This window comes from Shewanella sp. DW31 (genome assembly GCF_015767295.1).
In the GTDB taxonomy this organism is placed as follows: domain Bacteria; phylum Pseudomonadota; class Gammaproteobacteria; order Enterobacterales; family Shewanellaceae; genus Shewanella; species Shewanella oncorhynchi.
In genome coordinates, this window is record NZ_JADWMP020000026.1 from 1 (window position 1) to 19,724 (window position 19,724).

Annotated in this window: 22 protein-coding genes; 5 read left to right on the plus strand and 17 right to left on the minus strand. The window is 43.5% G+C overall.

Going from position 1 to position 19,724, the window contains the following annotated elements; all coding sequences use genetic code 11:
* Positions 1-422: 422 nt before the first annotated feature.
* Positions 423-608 carry a hypothetical protein gene (locus GWI56_RS18375; RefSeq protein WP_105251863.1) on the minus strand — a complete coding sequence of 62 codons (186 nt, stop codon included), beginning with the start codon at positions 606-608 and terminating at the stop codon, positions 423-425.
* Between the two features lie 153 nt (positions 609-761).
* Between GWI56_RS18375 and GWI56_RS18380 the strand changes: the two genes are divergently transcribed.
* Complete coding sequence (locus tag GWI56_RS18380; RefSeq protein WP_105251862.1) at positions 762-1,106, plus strand: DUF3634 family protein; 345 nt, start codon at positions 762-764, stop codon at positions 1,104-1,106.
* An 83-nt stretch (positions 1,107-1,189) separates the two neighbouring features.
* Here GWI56_RS18380 and GWI56_RS18385 read toward each other — a convergent pair whose 3' ends face one another.
* The 12 genes from GWI56_RS18385 to GWI56_RS18440 all read right to left on the minus strand — a co-directional run bounded on the left by GWI56_RS18385 (position 1,190) and on the right by GWI56_RS18440 (position 11,762).
* A complete protein-coding gene (locus GWI56_RS18385; RefSeq protein ID WP_113939410.1) occupies positions 1,190-1,417 on the minus strand; it encodes a hypothetical protein in 228 nt (75 codons plus the stop codon).
* Between the two features lie 281 nt (positions 1,418-1,698).
* Positions 1,699-2,244 (minus strand): DUF3833 domain-containing protein, encoded by a 546-nt coding sequence (locus GWI56_RS18390; RefSeq protein WP_198573737.1) that lies wholly within the window; start codon positions 2,242-2,244, stop codon positions 1,699-1,701.
* A complete protein-coding gene (locus tag GWI56_RS18395) occupies positions 2,232-2,846 on the minus strand; it encodes a chalcone isomerase family protein (RefSeq protein ID WP_198573738.1) in 615 nt (204 codons plus the stop codon). Before GWI56_RS18395 ends, GWI56_RS18390 begins: the two co-directional genes overlap by 13 nt.
* A 94-nt stretch (positions 2,847-2,940) precedes the next feature.
* A complete protein-coding gene (locus GWI56_RS18400; protein ID WP_198573739.1) occupies positions 2,941-3,522 on the minus strand; it encodes a DUF2878 domain-containing protein in 582 nt (193 codons plus the stop codon).
* A gap of 91 nt (positions 3,523-3,613) precedes the next feature.
* Positions 3,614-4,888 (minus strand): cyclopropane-fatty-acyl-phospholipid synthase family protein, encoded by a 1,275-nt coding sequence (locus GWI56_RS18405; RefSeq protein WP_198573740.1) that lies wholly within the window; start codon positions 4,886-4,888, stop codon positions 3,614-3,616.
* A gap of 1 nt (position 4,889) precedes the next feature.
* Entirely contained in the window at positions 4,890-5,714 is an 825-nt protein-coding gene (locus GWI56_RS18410; protein ID WP_198573741.1) for a DUF1365 domain-containing protein, read from the minus strand.
* Complete coding sequence (locus GWI56_RS18415; RefSeq protein ID WP_198573742.1) at positions 5,711-6,961, minus strand: FAD-dependent oxidoreductase; 1,251 nt, start codon at positions 6,959-6,961, stop codon at positions 5,711-5,713. Before GWI56_RS18415 ends, GWI56_RS18410 begins: the two co-directional genes overlap by 4 nt.
* Positions 6,958-7,758 (minus strand): SDR family NAD(P)-dependent oxidoreductase, encoded by an 801-nt coding sequence (locus GWI56_RS18420; RefSeq protein ID WP_131523639.1) that lies wholly within the window; start codon positions 7,756-7,758, stop codon positions 6,958-6,960. Before GWI56_RS18420 ends, GWI56_RS18415 begins: the two co-directional genes overlap by 4 nt.
* Positions 7,758-8,204: a nuclear transport factor 2 family protein gene (locus GWI56_RS18425; protein ID WP_131523638.1), complete on the minus strand. Its 447-nt coding sequence runs from the start codon at positions 8,202-8,204 to the stop codon at positions 7,758-7,760. The genes GWI56_RS18420 and GWI56_RS18425 overlap by 1 nt, the downstream gene beginning before the upstream one ends.
* Positions 8,205-8,227: 23 nt before the next feature.
* Positions 8,228-9,730, minus strand: coding sequence for a deoxyribodipyrimidine photo-lyase (gene phrB, locus GWI56_RS18430; RefSeq protein ID WP_198573743.1), 1,503 nt, complete (start codon positions 9,728-9,730; stop codon positions 8,228-8,230).
* Positions 9,717-10,748, minus strand: coding sequence for a MerR family transcriptional regulator (locus tag GWI56_RS18435; protein ID WP_198573744.1), 1,032 nt, complete (start codon positions 10,746-10,748; stop codon positions 9,717-9,719). Before GWI56_RS18435 ends, phrB begins: the two co-directional genes overlap by 14 nt.
* Positions 10,749-10,808: 60 nt before the next feature.
* Positions 10,809-11,762, minus strand: a complete 954-nt coding sequence (locus tag GWI56_RS18440; RefSeq protein WP_198573745.1) for a DUF523 and DUF1722 domain-containing protein — start codon at positions 11,760-11,762, stop codon at positions 10,809-10,811.
* 392 nt (positions 11,763-12,154) lie between these two features.
* Here GWI56_RS18440 and GWI56_RS18445 point away from each other — a divergent pair, with 392 nt between their 5' ends.
* Positions 12,155-12,565, plus strand: a complete 411-nt coding sequence (locus GWI56_RS18445; protein ID WP_242068444.1) for a hypothetical protein — start codon at positions 12,155-12,157, stop codon at positions 12,563-12,565.
* 153 nt (positions 12,566-12,718) lie between these two features.
* Here GWI56_RS18445 and GWI56_RS18450 read toward each other — a convergent pair whose 3' ends face one another.
* The 3 genes from GWI56_RS18450 to GWI56_RS18460 are packed head-to-tail and all read right to left on the minus strand — an operon-like array spanning position 12,719 to position 14,476.
* Positions 12,719-13,003, minus strand: coding sequence for a heavy-metal-associated domain-containing protein (locus GWI56_RS18450; RefSeq protein ID WP_028761311.1), 285 nt, complete (start codon positions 13,001-13,003; stop codon positions 12,719-12,721).
* On the minus strand, positions 13,000-13,317 hold the full coding sequence (locus GWI56_RS18455; RefSeq protein WP_309247085.1) for a hypothetical protein: 318 nt from the start codon (positions 13,315-13,317) through the stop codon (positions 13,000-13,002). Before GWI56_RS18455 ends, GWI56_RS18450 begins: the two co-directional genes overlap by 4 nt.
* A 16-nt stretch (positions 13,318-13,333) precedes the next feature.
* The gene (locus GWI56_RS18460) at positions 13,334-14,476 is read right to left on the minus strand and encodes a transglutaminase domain-containing protein (protein WP_131523632.1); all 1,143 of its coding nucleotides are present in this window, start codon (positions 14,474-14,476) and stop codon (positions 13,334-13,336) included.
* Between the two features lie 575 nt (positions 14,477-15,051).
* On the opposite strand from GWI56_RS18460, the gene GWI56_RS18465 reads away from it, so the two are divergent.
* From GWI56_RS18465 to GWI56_RS18475, 3 genes are read left to right on the plus strand one after another with little or no spacing between them, the layout of a single operon-like run.
* Entirely contained in the window at positions 15,052-16,128 is a 1,077-nt protein-coding gene (locus tag GWI56_RS18465; RefSeq protein WP_131523631.1) for a porin, read from the plus strand.
* 9 nt (positions 16,129-16,137) lie between these two features.
* Positions 16,138-16,548, plus strand: a complete 411-nt coding sequence (locus tag GWI56_RS18470; RefSeq protein WP_105251847.1) for a phosphate ABC transporter substrate-binding protein — start codon at positions 16,138-16,140, stop codon at positions 16,546-16,548.
* 44 nt (positions 16,549-16,592) lie between these two features.
* Positions 16,593-18,212 (plus strand): methyl-accepting chemotaxis protein, encoded by a 1,620-nt coding sequence (locus GWI56_RS18475; protein ID WP_198573746.1) that lies wholly within the window; start codon positions 16,593-16,595, stop codon positions 18,210-18,212.
* Positions 18,213-18,325: 113 nt separating this feature from the next.
* Here GWI56_RS18475 and GWI56_RS18480 read toward each other — a convergent pair whose 3' ends face one another.
* Positions 18,326-19,597 carry an amino acid permease gene (locus tag GWI56_RS18480; RefSeq protein WP_198573767.1) on the minus strand — a complete coding sequence of 424 codons (1,272 nt, stop codon included), beginning with the start codon at positions 19,595-19,597 and terminating at the stop codon, positions 18,326-18,328.
* Positions 19,598-19,724: the final 127 nt, after the last annotated feature.

Sequence of the window (19,724 nt, forward strand, 5' to 3'; positions counted from 1 at the left end):
CACTCAATGAGTGGCTTTTTTGTATCTGAAATTTGAAGTGTTCAGTACAAAGCGCAACTGACTTACTCTCGATAATTTCAGCAGGTCCCGAGTTCGACTCTTGGTGCCCGCACTATATAAACAATGAAGCCACTCAATGAGTGGCTTTTTTGTATCTGTTTTTTGTATATGAAATTTGAATCGTTTCAAAGCAAAACACAACTGACTTTCCTCAATAATAACGATAGCGCCCTCAATACTGGCACAATAAGCGCTCAAATTGAGCGTATAAGATAATTTATTGACTTCACGCAACAGACAATCACTTCATCCTTTACCCCTATAAATGATAGTTTTATATTCGCCACATAAAAAAGCCACTCATTATTGAGTGGCTTTGCGTTCTTATACAAACTATCTAGTTCCAAATGACTCAATCGTGCTTATTTGATGAGCTCGAGTGGCATAGGCCTATCACCTGCTTGAACTTGATGTTGAACATGGCGCCACCCTTGAGTGAGCTCACTTAGATGTGCTTTTCTCTCGGGGAAATGTGTAGCAAGTTTTTCGATAACATCGATTTGCTTCTTACACAATAATGACCAACGATCTGCATTTGATAAGTACATGGCGTTTTCCTTAACTGAGGGGTTACTTTTCCTTAGCCAGTTAAGTCTAGGCTGGAATCATTTTATTGCCAATTCAAAATTGCGCGTTAGCGCACTGTTAAAACAACTAACTCGGGAGTATCTTGGTTCTATAAACATAAGATAGGAGGCGTTATGACAGCCGATATTTTCAAACTCATTTTTGTCGCTATTGGTATATTTCTCGTTTACAAACTGATATTTGGTGGCAAGAAAGGTCTGACTATTTTTGAAATGCATTTTAAAGATGGCCGTATGACTCAGCATAAGGGCAAGATCCCCGAACGATTCGAACGGGAATGCCGCCAAATCGCTAAAACCGAAAAACTGACTTGTACTGTTAGGGCTGAAAAATCAGGAGATGTACGCTTACATATTTCTGCCAACGTGAGTGACAATGTAAAGCAAAGGATTCGTAATCTGTTTCCGTTTGAATATTATGACAAAAAATCGATAGATAACAGTCGTCAAGCGGGTTAGTTCTTCGCCTCTCCCCTAGCAACCTTAATACTTGCTATTGATAGTTAAGTATTGAGGTTGAAGTGAGTTCCTAAGGCATTTTCTTATTTAAACTTAACTGGATACCTAGGTTTTAGAAAATCGGATTCTAACTGACCGTCTTTTCTCGCATCTCGAATACGACGTTCATTATCTTGCACCATAGGATCGCTTGCGGGTTGATGAGGATCGACTTGTTTCTCAGAATGATCCTCAAACTTAAAGTCAAAAGATGAACAAGCAGTTAACGACAGACTTAAAAATACTCCCCATAAAACAACGTGTTTTTTCATCGACTCCCCCTATCTATTTAGACTTAGACTTAGACTTAGACTTAGACTTAAGCTCAGATTAATTAAATTTAAACAATGGGTTGCAATAACCTTACCCCCATATATCGCTTATGCCACTAGCAAAAATGCCTAGCTGCAACTTTGGTTTGACTTCAACACTTTAATGCAGAAAAAAGGGGGTTATTAGCCAAGCTATACTGTTTAAGCCAATTTAAGTCTTAATCAACAGAGTTAATCCAAGACAAGCTGGGGTAAGCCAACTTAACTAAAAATTGCTGAAACTATTTTTGAATAACTAAAGTGACTTTAGCAACTGTGATGCCAAACTTAATAATATCACTCTGATTTATAATGGTATTATCATTCACTAAGAACATCCAATCGTCGAAATGAACTTGATATTCCTCACCATCCACAGGCAATAACATATCGTATTTCCAATGTAGCGCACTGCCACTAGATTGGCCATCGGCAGTCCCGATAATGTCACCTGCAGTTCCTGAGTATCGCCCTTCCCCTAGTGCCTTGATGCGCCACACACGAGTTTGAGTTTCACCATCATCATACACAAACCATTCATTAATGACTCCCTCACTTCCCTGCCAACTGGCTTCCATAATGACATTGAATTTGCGGATCACTTTGCCACTAAAATCATGTACAACCCCAGAGGCTTTTAATGGCCCATTAAAAAATGACTCCAAAACCAATGTCGGATGAGTATCTTTATAATCAGTCACTTCCACCGATGAACAACTCGACAACAGCCCTATCATTATTAAACCTAAAAATAACTTTCGGCCGACAAGCCGTTTCAACAATCGCATGGTTTTTCTCCGAGTAATTGCGCCCGCAAACTAGGACGACTAGTGGCTTTCGATAACCAAATCGCTAAAAATGCCTCAGCAAAATTAGCATCATGGATAATGTCGAGTGGTTGATGATTAAAGAAAAACTGACTCGTTTGTCCATCTATCACCTTAAAACTTAAATGGTCGCTCTGCTTCACATCGGGCCAAGTCGCATTTAATAAACCCAACCAACGTTGGATATCATTTTCGGCAAACGCTAGATGCTGCCATTGATCTTTTGTCGCTTCGAGCAAATCCTCTGACTCAATATCTCGATAATATTCAATATCTAACAGCAGAGGATATTGCCCCTGTTGATAACGGCCATTTACCGTCATCAGTCTCGCCTTATACAAACTAAACCACAGCCAATCCATTTCTCCGCGGCCCACTTCCTGAAAAGTCTGCGTCACATCGGCGGCATCATTCAGTTCGATAGTAATGTTTTCAAAATCAGGCGTTTTCGCCTCTAACGCTTTTAAAGGTGCGGCCAATAAACTAAGGGCCAATAGACTTAAGCAGCTTGAATTCAAAAATGAAAAACCAAGATTTGGGCTACGATTACGAACTGACGACATGGGATCCCCCTTTTACTGCATGATGTCTTACAACAGGTACTTAACTAAAAACGGCATAATGACTTAACCGCGATCAATTCCTAGATTTCAATAATTAACGCCCAAACACAGTAAAAGAGCGAGCCTTAGTGCTTCGATTAAATCCATAGGGATTAGCAAGTTGGATTAAAAATGGCAGCAAGACTAGCCAAACCAAAAATAACACCACAGCAGAAATAACATTGCCATAGGGCAAACTCACGGCATTAAATTGTGCGCCAGCCAAATAGCTTAACCCACCAAATATGCCCCCGAGTAACGCCTGAAATATCAGCGGTAAAGGTCGCATAAAGGACAAACTATGATTCAGAGTCAAAACAAAATGCAGCCACAGGCAACCAAGCCACCAAGGGAAAAGAGCAAACTCAAACACCCCTAAAACAGAGAGTACTGTATCGACGCCTATTCCTAAGGCTGCAACCTTTAGCATCAATAGCAAATCCACTTTGCGATACTCGGGCTTACTTAAGGAAGCTAGCAGGATAAAGTGAAATAATAACAAAGGGATAGTTAACAACAGTGAGGTGTTAAGCCAGAGTATACTAGACCACCACACAGCCTGAAAACTCAAGGCGTTATAGAGAATAAAGCCCTGATGTTTAAAAGGAACCCGAGAGTTAGCTAACATGGACTTCATCTTTGCCTCACTTTTATCTTGCTGCAAACAAAGCGGCTCATTCCAACGAAAATGGTTATTTCCACTAAAGTGACTGCTTAATCAAAACAGATTACATCGCATTAGGGCTATGGCTTGGGAGATGATGGCTAGCAATGCGATAGTCCGGACGCACAGCCACTAAATGCACTGTGCTTGTGGTGCGTTCTAAAAATCCACCTTCACAATAACTTAGGTAAAATTTCCACATCCGAATAAAATCATCGCCATAACCTAAAGCTTGGATTTCGCCTATCGCATGATCAAAATTCTCATGCCAATGTTTTAAGGTTTTAGCGTAATCGAGCCCCATATCATTGAGCGACCAAACCACCATGTCCGTCTGTTTGGCAATGTGACCGACCATTTGGCTCACTGAGGGTAAGCAGCCACCGGGGAAAATATAACGCTGAATAAAATCCACACTTTTGCGATAGCTGTCATAACGTTGATCGGCAATCGTTATCGCCTGTAGCAGCATGCGCCCATCGGGTTTTAACAATGATTCCAGCTTTTTAAAGAAGCCTGGTAAATACTCATGCCCCACAGCTTCAATCATCTCGATAGAAACAACCCTGTCGTATTCTCCGGTGAGATTGCGATAGTCCTCTGTCAGCAGCGTCACTTTATCGCTTAGCCCTTCGCGTTCGACACGGGCTTTGGTATAGGCGTATTGCGCATCTGAAATCGTTGTTGTTGTCACGTGCACGCCATAATGCTTAGCCGCATAAATAGCCAGCGCGCCCCAGCCAGTACCAATCTCAAGCAAGGTTTGACCCGGCTGTAAATCCAGCCGCTCACAAATAGTCATCAGCTTAAACAACTGCGCTTCCTGCAAACTGGCTTCCTCATGGGGATAAAGCGCGCTCGAATACAACATTTCACGGTCGAGGAATTGCTCATACATAGCATTACCCAAATCATAGTGGGCGAGAATATTCCGCTTTGAGCCCTCTTGAGAATTGCGATTCAGCACATGCTTCACACGGTTTATCGTGCCAGTTAACCAAGAGAATTTGGCTTCAATCTTATCGAGTAAGGCTAAATTGCGGGCAAACAGTTGTACGACTTTGGTGAGATCAGGGCTCGTCCAATGGCCTTGAATATAACCTTCACCCGCACCAATGGAGCCTGAAAGCATGATTTGACGATAAAAACTCGGGTGTTTAACCACAAGCGTGGCGTGCAAGTCGGTATGACTCTCACCAAAACGATAACTCTTGTCGCCCTCAACCAAGGTCAAGCAGCCATGTGGGAGACTTTCCAGCGCCTTAAGCAAGACTTTACGCGCAATACTGTCGGGCAGTTTCCCTGTGGTGACTGAGGTTTGCGAAGCCGTATTTTCCATGTTATTTCTCCATCTGAGCTGGATGCGGCACAAAGGGCACACGTTTAAAAAAGAGTTTTAGCGCTTGCCAATAAATCCCGAAGAAAATCTTGAGAGTCATAAAAGGGAAGCGAAACAAAAGCGTCCGTAAATTGGCCGCCGTGATCGGTTGGCGTTTCATCACTAAATTGGCATTAAACAGTTTTTTGCCATTCTCTTGCATCGACTTGTTTTCAATACCGATGTTTAAGTCCTCACTCGGCGCAGACACATGCCAGAGATAACGCATATCGAGGGTCATAAAGGGAGACACGTGAAACACTTTGTCAGAAGGTTTGGGCGCGGCTAAATCGACTAAATAGCAATGGCGCTGATCCCAAGGCGTGTTACTCACTTCGGCCAACATGTATAAAGGCGTTTGATCTTGATAACAAAAGTAGAAATTTACTGGACTAAAATACACGCCAAAATGGCGGATCTGACCCACAAACAAAACTCGATCGCACAGTTTATCTGCGCCTAACGCTGCCACTTGAGTCAATACGCGACTCTTAAGTGCAGCTGCGCTCGGATCAACAACAGCCACTTCACCGCTGTCATTGGATTTAGTCGTAAAAGAAGTTAAATAGTCTTTAGGATTGAATCTCAGTAAAGCGCGGCGCTGGCTGGCAAAAACTCGCCCCATGGCACTGATCTTATCGACTTCATCTAAATCAATCGCCAACAGCGCCATGGCATAACTAAAGCTATGTTTAATCGGTGTAAAACGGCTGTGGGATACAGTACCGTAATAAATACCGCTATTGAGCTCTGTCATATTTAGACCTGTCACATTTAAACCTGTCATAGGCTGACACCAAAATGGGCACACACATCAAGTGCACTGCGAACGCCATCTTCATGGAAACCATTGTGCCAATAGGCGCCAGCAAAATGGGTATGATTTTGCCCAGATATTTCCTCACGGCGGCCCTGAGCCTTAAGACTGGCTTCGTTAAACACTGGGTGGGCATAATTGAAGCGGCGTATCACTTTCGACTCATCAATCAACTCTGACTGATTCAAGGTGACACAAAAGGTCGGCGCATTGGCTGGCAACTGTTGCAGTATGTTCATGTTGTAAGTCACTGACGCTGGACGTTTTAGATTACCATCTAACCTATAATTCCAACTCGCCCAGGCTGCTTTTCGCTTAGGTAAAATACGCGTATCCATGTGCAGCACCACATCGTTATTCTGGTAGCTGAGATCGCCTAAAATGGCGCGTTCTGTTGGCGTAGGATCGTTTAACATCCGCAGTGCTTGGTCGCTGTGACAGGCTAAAATTACCTCATCAAATTCCAACCATTCACCGTGGACTTGTAACTTCACCCCATGGCCATGGCGCTCAATACCTGTCACGGGTGAGTTAAGGCGGATATTGTCTTTAAAGGGCGCAATAAGATCAGGAATATAGCTACGCGAGCCACCCTTTAGCACATACCACTGGGGTCTATCACTGACATTTAATAAGCCATGGTGCTGAAAGAAACGAATAAAAAACTTCAACGAAAACGAACGCATATCTTCTATGCTCGAAGACCAAATCGCCGCGCCCATGGGCAAAATGTAATGCTCAGCGAAAAATGGTGAGAAGTGTTCATTGTCTAAATAATCACCTAAGTTACCTTCGGGATAAATATCCTGTTGATAGAGTGCTTTACAGCCTTTATTGAAGCGCAAAATTTCTTTTAAAAAGGCCCAAAAGCGTGGATTCAGGAGGTTACGCTTTTGGGCAAACAAACTGCCTAAATTGTGGCCGTTGTATTCAAGCCCAGTCAGAGCATTGTGCACGCTAAAACTCATCTCAGTCGGTAATATGGTGACATTAAGGCGAGCTAATAAACGTTCAAATCGTGGATAGGTTCTGTCATTAAACACGATAAAACCTGTGTCTATAGCGTAGGTTTGCCCTTGATGCTCCACATCGACTGTCGCCGTGTGGCCGCCGATATAGTCATTGGCCTCAAACACTGTAACCCTGTGCGACTCACTTAATAGATGGCCACAGGTTAATCCAGAAATGCCGGTGCCGATGATGGCGATATTTTTCATAAACTCTTGTCCTTTAGCGGCTTGGCTTGAGTATCGTTTGCAATCATTTTTTGCCACACAAAGGCAGGTAAAAACGACATCAACTTCAATAGATAAGTAAAGCGTCGCGGAAAATGGATCTCGCGCTTGCCACCTTTCAGCCCATTACGTATCGCCTTAGAAGCGGTTTGTACACTCACTTGCATTGGCATAGAAAAATCATTTTTTGCGGTCAGTGGTGTCGCCACAAAACCAGGGCAAATCAAGCTCACGCCTATGTCGTTCTTAGCAAGATCGAGCGCGAGACTCGAGGCTAAATACTGCACGCCGGCTTTAGAGGCGCCGTAAGCTTCAGCGCGAGGGAAAGGTAAATAAATAGCGCTGGAGCTCATTAAGCCAATACATGAACCCCTTGGCATTAAAGGTAAAAATGCCCCGAGGCAATATCCCATTGCAATTAGATTGGTATGGATAACGCGCTCGAACAACACATCATCGAAAGCCTTAGCATCATCAATATATTCACAACTGCCCGCATTCAAAATGACCAAATCGAGCTGAGAATCTGTTTTCGCCAATAGCTCAGCTACATTTTGGCCAGCTTGTTGAACTTGGTCGCGCTGGGATATATCGAAGATAAACAACGTAGCACCTACTAGTTCATTCAAGGCTAACGCCTCTAACCTTTCTTGGGAGCGGCCACAGGCAATGACATGCCAACCTAGGGACAAATAATCCTGCGCCAGTTGCAACCCAATGCCAGAGCTTGCACCTGTAATCAGCACTGTATTTACTTTCATCGGCTTAACAGCGTCCATTACTTTGCCGCCCTGTCTTTGAGCAAGCGGATAAGGCCGCCCATGCAAGGCAAATGCTCATACAACATTTGCCCTAAGTCGAAGTAATCCCTGTGAAAATAAATCTTGTCGTTAAATTTAAGTTGACTCATGCCATCAACACGGATAAGTCCGCCTTTATTCAACTTAGGGTGGCTATATTCCATCTGCCAAAACAGCGCGGCTTGATTCGCATCCTGCTGCACTTCTTTAATCTCAAACTGAATATGCTTAACATTCTTATATAACTTCGCGAAGTACTGAGTTAACGACGCTAGCCCAGTGATTTGATGCATAGGATCGGTAAAGCAAATATTGTCGTCATAAACCTGAGCTAACAGATGCAAGTTATCTTTATTTAAAGCTTGATAAAGCTGAATAAAATGCTCAACAAGCGTATTAGCCTCAGTCGTCGCTTGGTTTATCATCTTGTTATTGCTCCTGATCCTATTTATTGGGCCGTGGCCTTTTTCAATACGCCTAATACGGTTAATGCCCTTGCTCTTGCTGCACTGTGCTCGACAATCGCACTTGGATAAGCCGTTTTAGTGTTGAATAACGGTTGTTCAAACAAGGACGGTGTCTGCGCTGTACTGGGTTGATGTAATTGCTTAATTCCCCAAGATGCGAGCTCTGGTAAATACTTACGGATAAAGCTGCCATCTGGATCAAATTTTTCACTCTGGCTTATAGGATTAAAAATACGGAAATAAGGCTGAGCATCGCAGCCACAACCCGCAGACCACTGCCAGCCGCCATTATTCGCGGCTAAGTCACCATCAATCAGTTTTTGGCGGAAATAACGCTCCCCCCAGCGCCAGTCAATCAGCAGATGTTTAGTCAGGAAACTCGCCACCACCATACGCAGCCGATTGTGCATCCAACCCGTTTGATTGAGTTGGCGCATAGCCGCATCCACAATCGGATAGCCAGTACGACCTTCACACCAAGCAGCAAACTCCTGCGGGTTATTACGCCACTGCACATGGTCGGCTTGACGATTGAAATTGTGATTCTTAGATAAATCGGGAAATGCCACCAGCAAATGACGGTAAAACTCACGCCAAGTAAGCTCATTTAACCAAGTACGAGCAGGGCTAGTGTCGTCGACAATCACCTCAGGGAATTGATGCAGTAGCGCGGCAACGCATTGTCTTGGGCTCACCACACCAATGGCAAGATAAGGTGAAATTGAGCTAGTACCATCAATGGCGGGGAAATCCCTATCTTGCTTATAATCCTGCACTTTCTGCTGAATAAATGCGCAGAGCAAACGCTTTGCCTGCCCTTCTCCCGCAGCCCAAAGTTCACTCGACACTTTAGTGACATTGTTAAACAAAAGCGGCTTTGGCTCGGCCAACACAGGTCCAAGTGGCGCCGGAACAGGAAGCGGCAAAATGGCATAGCGGGCGGCAATTTCTCGCCACTTACGGCTAAAAGGAGTGAAAACCTTGTACATGTCGCCGGACAAATTCAGCACAGTGCCCGGCTTAAGCAAACAATGCTCATCGGTTAACACCAGAGGAATCCCCGATTGAATACAGGCTTGGTCGCGCTGTTGCTCGTTAATCTCAGGCTCTCGACCAGCAAACACTCGACCAATCCCCAGTTGCTGGCAATAGTGACCGATAAACTCAGGTACATCAGCAAAGGTATCTAACTGAATTAACTCGAATCCAATACCAAGACTCGCCAGTCCTTGGGCAAGTAAATTGATATGACGTTCGATAAAATCCAACTGAATGGGCGCAACGTCATGGCGCTGCCACTGAGCTGGCGTAGCAATGTAAATGGCCTTAAGTGCCACGCCATTCTCCCGCGCCCAATCGCAAGCGGCGGTTAATGCCTGATTATCGGCAAGGCGTAAATCTTGGCGAAACCACATCAGCGCATTATTGCCCTGCACTTTTATTGGAATTGAATCTATTGGCATTGAATCGTTAGCTAATGTCATTGTTTTTCTCGCTATTTATCTGCTCGCTTTGATTCACGGTATTCATCTTTCCACTGTACTTAAGGCTTCTATTCACCTTCCCCGCTAAACGAGATGACATTTTTCCAATCAAGTCCGTCGTCGAAGACGCCAAAAAAGCAGATAAAGAGCTTAACGTTGGCGCAAAAGGACCCATAAACCAGCATGGGAAAGTCATTTGTTCCAATACAGTCAGCATTTCAGTCTGTTCAGAACCCGAATGATTTGAGTCGGGAATAAGCAAAAGTGCATCGACGTTAAGCCTGCCTCGCAGCAAAGGTAAACTGCCCATGGCTTGCTCGCCAAGATCAATAACCGATACCCGCAGCGACGCTAACTCGAGCGATAGAAGTAGAGAAAACAAAATGTTAGTGCGGGTGGAATTAAGCGAGGTATGTACCCCACGGGATAGACTCACCACAGCGATTCTCGCCGTCACGGCCTGTCCATTAAAGGCATGACGTCCACCCACTCGGTTAAGTAACTCGCTCTTTAACCAAGCAATAATTAACTCGGCATCAAGCCGCTCATTCACTAAGTCCTCGAGTTGATTAAGCCAAGGTTGTAGCAACTTTTCTTTCACCAATTGGAAAGGATATAAGCCAAATGCATCATCTAATATCTGCTGTAATTTGTGCTGATTGAAATCGAATAATGCCGTATTGAGCGCAGTGACTTGCTCGCACCATAAATCAATGGCTTGAGTTTGAACTATTTCTGTAAATGAAGATTTAGCAGCACTCATCAGCAAAGGTTTAACCTTACTGATCGCAACACCTTTAGCTAGCCATGCATTAATCTCATGGATTTCTTGGATATTTTCGCTCGTATATAATCTGTGTCCCTTGGGTGTACGTGCAGGGATCACTAAACCAAAACGGCGCTGCCATGCCCTTAAGGTCACGGCATTCACGCCCGTTAAGGCCGACACTTCACCGATGGGGAGTAATATCTCACCATTGGGTTCTGTGTGGGCCGTGTTCTCTATAGTTTGTTTCATATTCCAGTAATAACTCACTAAATCAAAAGCTAAAATCAACTGAATGCGATTAGATAAACGTTAATAGGCATAGCGCAGCTTTAACGCCTCAGGATGAGGGTTTAAGTACACTTGCTCTTCAATATAAGGTGTTGGAAATTCGCGTAAATAATGGTTAATGAGCGTGATAGGTACTAATAACGGCAATAGACCTTGGCGATATTTCATAATCGCTTCAGACAGTTCTATCTTTTGCTCTTTGCTCAAATGCTTTTTAAAGTAACCCTGAATATGCTGCAGCGTACTGGTATGATTTTTACGGGTCGCATTAATTTTCAGCGCCGTCATAAAGCCTTCAAAGTAGCGGGTCGCGCTTTGCTCAAGATCCTCAATATTGGCCACTATCGGCCCAAGCTCGCGATACCATGTCGGGCTGTGTGCCATTAATAGGTATTTATAGCGGGAATGAAACTTCACTAACTTATGCTTAGTCAGCCCTTCATGTTTCATCAGGTGCCAATCGTGATAGGCATAAACGCGGGTGAAAAAGTTCTCCCGCAGCACCATGTCATGCAAGCGGCCTTCTTCTTCCACGGGCAATAGTGGATACCGTTCCATCAACTTGCGAGCAAATACACCAATGCCAGACTTAGAACCATTGTTAGTGCCAATTTTATACTCTGTTACCCGCTCCATGCCGCAGGTTGGCGACTTAGCGCAAAGTAAGTATCCTCCGAGGAAATCGAGCTCTTCAACCTTGTTTTCGCTGTATTCATTGAGCTTATCGGTCACATCTAAGCTACCGTCACCACTCTGAACTAAGATGGTTTCCCCATCACGGACTAGTCGGATACTTTTACGGGGCGCACCTAAGCCAATCGCTATTTCTGGACAGATAGGCACATAATCGAAAAATTGCTTAATCTCTTGATTACAATAGGTCGAATTTTTATGTCCGCCATCAAAACGAACCTTCTCCCCCAATAGACAAGCGCTGATCCCAATCTGAATTCGCTGCGGGTTAAACTTGTACATAAGTAGACTCCTTGTATCACTATGCCTTTAATTACGGACCATAGTTGTACAAGGATCAAGTTTTTGTATAAATATTTTTTAAAAGTATCGTTTAACAGTGACTCCTGATAAATCAACCACAAATAAACCTAACTTGGCCTATAACTTGCTAATTCAAATTGCAAAGTTGTCATCAGATAATATTGAAACGTCCAGCAACACCCATTAGTTAACCGCTCAACATTTTAAACCGCTGGTGGCCAAGGGACAGATTCATATATAAAGGAGTCGGATATGAGCACAATTAACCCTAATAGTTATACCAATACCTTTGCGAAAAGTTATGCCAATGTGCCACTCAAGCAAGTCGAGCCGAGCCGAGCACAAATGGCCTAGGAACTCGTGCAAATTCAATGACGGCGACGAATCTAACATCATCAATAAGCCAAGATACTGTAACGCTCTCCTCTGCAGCATCGGTAACGACTGCCGATACCTATAGCCATCTGGCCCCTAACGCTAAACAAGGCTACACGGGTAATCTGCAAGCCATTGCAGGCACGCCTGAACCAGACAAAAGCATCAACAGGTTGGACAAAGCCATGCAGGCTATTTTAGATAACCGTACAGGAGTCGATAGGGATAAAATTAATAAGATAGATGAAGAAATGGCGAAGGTTGCAGCCGATGAAAATCTATCTGAAGAACAAAAAGCCAAGCAACTAGAATTACTGCAAGCGCAAAAATTGGATCTGATTAAGGAATCATCGGAGAAAAATGAAGAGCGGCAACGTCGTATCGAGCCCGAGGTGTATTACAGCTAACGAAGAAATGACCCGCAAAGGAAAAATTTGGCAGTGAAGGAAGTAACAAGTGGGATACAGAGTGTATTTTCTCGGTGAAATATCAGTCTAATCATTTAAAACTAGACTGATATTTTATAATGTCGCTCAATCTGTTACTAAAGACACCAACGCTTAGGATTGTTTTTCTACCTTATTAATACTGCCCTTATACCCAGTTTCGTCGACAGCCTTAAGCAAACTATCTAGATTAAAATCCTCTGGCACTGTCACTAAGGCTTGCTCAGTTTTTAACGAAGCCTTAGCCTTAATCACCCCATCGGTTTTACGCAGCGCTTTATTCACGACAGTGACACACAGCGGACAAGTCATGCCCTTAACATCTAAGGTGACCAGCACGTTTGCCGCCCAGCTCGACGCTGAACACAGACTTAAGGCGAGAAATAACACTAACTTCATTCAAGCACCTCTAATAACCAAGGTAATACAAAAGGATATGACTGAAATGCCAGCACAACAGGTACAGTTAACCAGTACAGCCACAGCATCTGAGTACGACTCAACGTCGCGGTACACAGTGGCTTTTTAGCAAAATAGAGCCGCCAAAATCCCATCAGAATCAGCCCAGACGACAGTATCAACATGGGTACTTGCAGCCAGCTAAGTTGCTCAATCCCCGATAGACTTGCGGCCGACACCCCGAACACCAGATAAATAAGCGGTGCAATACAGCATAGGCTTGAAGCAACCGCAGCAACCACTGCGGCGGCCATAGTCGCTAAGAGGCCCTTAGCGTTGTTCGGTTGACTGGTAGTCATAGGCAAACACTTTAGGCTCATAATAGTTCACGGGATCGCCATCAACTTCGGCATACGGGTAGCCAAAATTATTCAGTGGTGTCTGTTCGGCTGTAGGGAATAAATCAAAGTCACGGCCATAGTTAAAGCCAACCCAGTTCATTTCCCAATTGCCAAAGAGGTAATCATTCACGGCCTGAACTGCGGGATCGTTGTGTTCCTTTTTCTCCGTCAAACGCATTTTTGTCACATCAGCAGGATCGGCTGGCAACCAACCATAACCCGCTAAATAGAACATAGCGCGACAATGTTGACCACCACTGACATCGGCAACCCCTTTGTCATCGGCACTACCAAAGGCCTTTTTAGAGTATTCGCCCATCTTGATCGCCTGACCTAAGCGAATCCCAAACATCTCACGGGCAGGGATCCCCACTGCGCGCATTAGCGCCACAAATACTGAGTTAATATCAGTACACTTACCGCCTAACTTGCCACTTTCGAGGATACTTGCTACATCACCCGTACCACAGCCAATCACGCTATTATCGCGAAACATATTAGCGCTAACCCAAAGATAAATCAGTCGTGCTTGCTTCAGTGGTTCAGTCTCGCTACCAACGATCTTATCTGCTGTTTGCTTCACAATACCATTAAGCGGCATGTGTTTAGTCGGCAGCAAATAACGTTCAACATCTGCAGGATAATGTATCTGCTCTGGGGTGCGGTAATGGGTTAAGGCACCGCTTTTAACGGGTTCCCAATCTATCGTTTCAATATCAAGCTCAACCGTTATTGTCATGTTCGCTTTGGCATCGGGCCAAGTCGCAAACAGGGTTTTGGCGCCATAACTGTTGTTTGAGCTGATATAGGCGTCTTTAAAACTACCCGTAAAATTCAGCTGACTCACCAATTGGAATTGCGTGTCTTCGGGCAAAGGGATCCACAACTTAACCACACCCTCAGACCCTTCTGGGGCAATAAGATGGTAAGTATTGATTAAGGTAAAACGGCGGCGTCCATCGCTTGAGCCATGTTCAACGACACTCGATTTAGAGGAAGATGCCAGTACTGGCGTGATAAAACCCGCAGTCGACAAAATAGCCGCACTTTTTAAAAAATTGCGTCTTTGCATTATGACATTCCTTTTATTGGATCATGTTTAGGAAGAAGAGAAACTCAACATAAGAGAGCAAGATTATAGGTGCTATAGCACTGTGCAGCAATCAAGCTGCTAACCATACAGTATAAAACCACTACATCGGAGAAAAAGACTCAGTAAAATATGCTACAGCGTTGGCATACACATGAAAATGGAATAAATATCGACGTTGACTTAACAAGCATAATCAATGATAGATTTAGAGCATTTTTATGTAAAAAGCCCAATTTTAGTTTAATAAAAAAGTATCAATTGCGTTATTTTTATAATCTAAAGGCTAAATAACAACCATATTTAGCTTTGGCTAATATTGTTAATAAAAATAATTATCTCACCACTTTTCACTCAAGCTTTGAGTCTCTCATTTAGCAAAATCAGTAATATTCTTTGGCAAATATTACCTAACGCTTTTTACTCATAAGATATCAAACTTATCTTTCAAAATGGGAGTTAGACCACCATGTTGCAAAAATGTTTAATAAAAGTTTGCGTATGTTTATACCTGTTCTAGGCTTAAAAACGAATATACTCACTTAAAGGGCTTTTTTATGAAACATAAGCTTTCATTAGGTCTTTGCTCACTTTTGCTCAGCTCTACCGCTTATGCAGAAGTCAACATTTCAGGTTTTGCCTCAGTTGTTGCAGGTCAAGTTCTCGAAGGTTCGGGCGTTGCAGAGTTTGATTTAGGCCCCACCTTTCTCGCCGACTATCCACTCGTTGGCGCCTATGATGAAGATATTAGTTTCAAACCCGATACCTTATTTGGTATTCAATTCTCAGCGGATTTGCTCGAAGGTTTATCTGCCACTGCACAGGTTGTTTCCCGGGGGGCTGATGACTTTTCGGCAAGTTTTGAATGGGCTTATCTGTCCTATGAGATCAATGAGCATTGGACAGTACAAGGAGGTAAAAAACGCTTACCGCTCTACTATTACAGTGACTTTTTTGATGTTGGATATGCTTATCCTTGGATACGTCCACCCGCAGATAATTACACATGGCAAATATTTAACTACACAGGTGTCAGCGCCTTATATAACTATTTAATTGGCGACTGGACTATGTCTGGACAAGTCTATTACGGTAGCGAAGATAGCGAACCTAATAAGCTTTTATCTGATTTTTTCTTCCTCGAAAATACCCGAGAAGTATGGAAGGATATAGGCGGTATTGTTGTTCAATTCAACAAAGATTGGTTAGATATTCGCCTCACGCATATGCAATACACTAACGAACGTTATATTGGTGGTATTCAGCAGGAATGGAATGGTAGCAACCAACGTACGGGTAAGTTTTATGGCTTATCCGTTAATATAGATTATGAGAATTTCCTTTTTTTATCTGAGCTTAACCGCTTAGATCTCGATGGGAGTAATCTAGATACTTATCTTCTCTCGTTCGGCTATCGTATCGATTCAGTGATGCCTTACATTTCCTATTCGGACTTCAATGATGGTGAAGGCGGTGAAGTTCACCATACAAGTTCTGCAGGTATACGTTGGGATTTCCATCCTTCGGCGGCCTTAAAAATTCAGTATGATGACGTTAAAGATGACGGTGGCCCAGGCATGAAAGTCGCAGGGGATTCGAAATCAATCAGTCTTGGCATTGACTTAGTATTTTAGGAGAGAGAAATGAATAAGTTACTTTGCTTAATCCTACTCAGCTTAGTCTCAATGCCACTATTTGCTGGTGTGGTTGTCATCGTTCATCCCAGTAATGCAGACACTGTCGACCAAAAGGTTATTGAAAATATTTTTCTAGGGAAAACAAAGACCTTTCCTGGTGGAGCGCAGGCCGTGCCGGTCAATCTTGACAGTGCTATGCCCTTAAGGGAAACCTTTGATACTAAAGTGCTGGGCAAGTCATCCAGCCAACTTAAGTCATATTGGTCACAAAAAGTATTTACAGGCAAAGGAACGCCACCCAAGGAAGTCACTAGTGGGGCGGAGATGATAAAATTAGTTGCATCGAACCCCAATATTATTGGCTATATTGATAGTAGTGAGGCCAATGATTCGGTAAAAGTTATTGCCGAGTTTTAGATTGGAGTGCCGAGCTCAAGCTCGGCACAACTTGGGGGCAAGGGATGAATTTCTTTAATGATATTTCTATTTTTAAAAAAGTTATCGCGATATTTATTTTAGCTGTCATCATTTTCGCTTTAAACTTAAGCATTAGTGTCATCTCCATAAATAAAAATCGCACCACACTTAATTATATGGAGCAGCAAGTTTACCAAAGAGTTGAACTCGCCAATCAAAACGTATTTTTTATCCAACGACTCGATGAACTTTACACTCAATCAGTTTCTTTTGCCGACGAAGACCTGTTAACAAATGCAGGTACTATGTATGAATCTTTACGTAAAAACCTACAACAATTAGATAGTGTCGATCCCTCACAAGCCAATAAACTCAGTAATCTATCCGCTAAATTAACCCGCTATAACGACATGACGATTAAGCTGGCTAAAGGCATGTTGGCGGGTACGATTGATATGGCAAACATTGGCCAGATCAGCCAAGAAAAATCCCAAGCCTACGAAGCTGTACTTAATGAAATACAAGATTACAAACAAAGCAAAGTACTCGAATTTAAACAATCGATAAAAGAAGCTAGCGACAGATCTGCGCAAAGTTTGTGGCTCACCCTCTCCATCGGCATCGCTTTGCTGATCGTGATGTTGATTGTCACTATTGCCATAGCACGCGCTATCAGCTCATCTGCGCGTAATGTCGCCCAGTCACTGAGTGAGCTGGCCGATGGAAAAGGCGATCTTAGTCATCAGCTCAAAGTATCTGGTAGTGATGAACTCGGCCAAGTATCAAGTAACTTCAATCGATTTCTTCGCTTACTCGGAGATTCTATTCGAAGGGTGGTGAATGTTACCGATCCCTTACTTGATAGCTCGCGCTCACTGAAACAGCGCATGGAAGATGCGACGCATGCCACTCAGCGGCAAAGCCATGATGCCAGCGCAGTACAAGTCTCAATGGAAGACATGCGTCACTCTGTCATCGAAATTTCGCAAAATGCCCGCCAAGCCGCCAGTGCAGCACAGGTCGCGGAGAAAGAAGCGATGCAAGGTATGACAGTCGTTCAGCGCACAATCGATATTTCACAGCAATTAAATACAGGAATTCAGGCGGCTTCTAACTCGATCAACGAGCTCGCCAGAGATACTGAAAATGTCACTTCTATCTTAAATGTGATTACCTCTATTGCCGAGCAAACCAACCTGTTGGCACTTAATGCCGCCATCGAAGCCGCCCGCGCGGGTGAGCAAGGACGAGGCTTTGCCGTAGTCGCTGATGAGGTCCGCGCCCTTGCCTCTAAAACAGCCGATGCAACCACTGAAATTCGCCATGTGTTACAAAACCTTAAAACGGCGGCCATTTCCTCGGTCAATACCATGAATGTGGCGATGTCGAAGTCATCGGAAAATGAAACCAATGCTCAAAATACAGGGAGTGCACTGAAATCAATTCAACAGCAGATTGTCAGTATCAATAGTATGAATACTCACATTGCCTCGGCAACGGAGGAGCAAGCCTCGGTTGCTTCTCAAGTAGTCGATAACGTCGTCAATATGAATGCTTCATTTGAACAGACATTGCAAATTCTGTCGCAGGTTCGCAATGTTTCTGAGGGATTAGTCGATTTTGCCGATGAACTGAAAAACGCCACATCTCAATTCAAACTTTGACCATAGAGCATTATCGAAATGATTGCTCAACACAGAAAACCGGTATTAAGTTTACACTTAACACCGGTTTTTTAATTCCTTAAAGCTTATCTTTTTGTACCACTTTATCCCTGTTAACTAAACGCTAAGAAGGGGGATACGCACAGCAATAAGCCTGTGATAATAATGATATACAGCGACACACCCTTGTACTTATGTAATGCAGGTACTTGGTACACTAAATAAGCGGGTATCAAACAACCGACTAAACCAAAAATTGGACTACAAATCGACGTAGAGCTCAGCACTGGCGCATTCAACACAATCGCGCCCCAAGATAATAGAATGGTAAAAATCATGATGCCGTAACCAACAAGCTTTTTGTTGATACGATCTTCAGGCATATAACGGCGCAGCATGTTCATGGTCAATCCTTGGCAAGCTTCCCTAAAACCGAGATATACGCCAAAGTAAGCCGTCATCACCGCAAAAATATTCAAGGTTAAACTCAGCAATTTCAGTGTTTGTCCCTGCATACCTTGGGCAACCATAGCAAGAGCCGAGATATTTTCTTCCGATGCACGCACGGCCTGATCATGTCCCATTGCTAGGGTGAATGACACGGCATAAAAGAACACCACGACAAACAAGACGCCAAAGGCAATATTCATGGCGCGCATTGCTTTAAAGCGCGCTACCGCAAGGGATTTTTCCCGCGAACGGTATGAAATCACCATAGGGCTTAAACTTTGAATAAACAGAATCGATGTTAGCGTAAAGGGCAACATAACGACCGCATCTTTTAACCAATCTCCCGTGGCTGGGATAGCGCCGATATTATTGATATCCCATTTATCCACCATCAATAACCCTAGCACGGCGACAACGCCCAACTTAGTCAGTACCATAAAAGTAGAGATCTTAAACAAAAGATTCTCACCGCGGGAGGCTAAAGCAACAAGACCGCAGATCAAGGCTAAACCATAGAAAGGATTTTCTGACAATAACGCTTTAGTGACCCCAAAACTTTGCAAAAATGAAGCACTGTCGTTTGTAATGGCCGTTGAATAAACGAACACCCAAATGACCAGCATGATGAAATACAAACCACCCAACAACATACCCCAGTTTTTACCTAAGTAACCCGAAATCACACTCGGGTAATCCTTACATTCTGGAGATTCTGCTAAGGTATTGATAAACAACCGTTGGAACATATACATGGCAGGATAGCCAATAATGCCAGACAGTAAGAAAACCCATAACCCCATCAAACCGACCTGCACAGGCAAGAATACGATCCCCGCGCCAATCGCCATTCCGATACTCATGATAATCCAGCCCCAATCCGTACTATCGAAGCGGGTATCTGCTTTCCACTGTGCAGCAGTAATTGTTGCATCCATCATTTCACCTTTACCTAGTTGGTATTATTTTGTGCAAATATATTTGAACAAAACAAACTCAGCAATCAAAATACTCAACTTTTGTTGAACAAAGAGTTAAAGCTCACAACTTGACTGAAAACGAGAT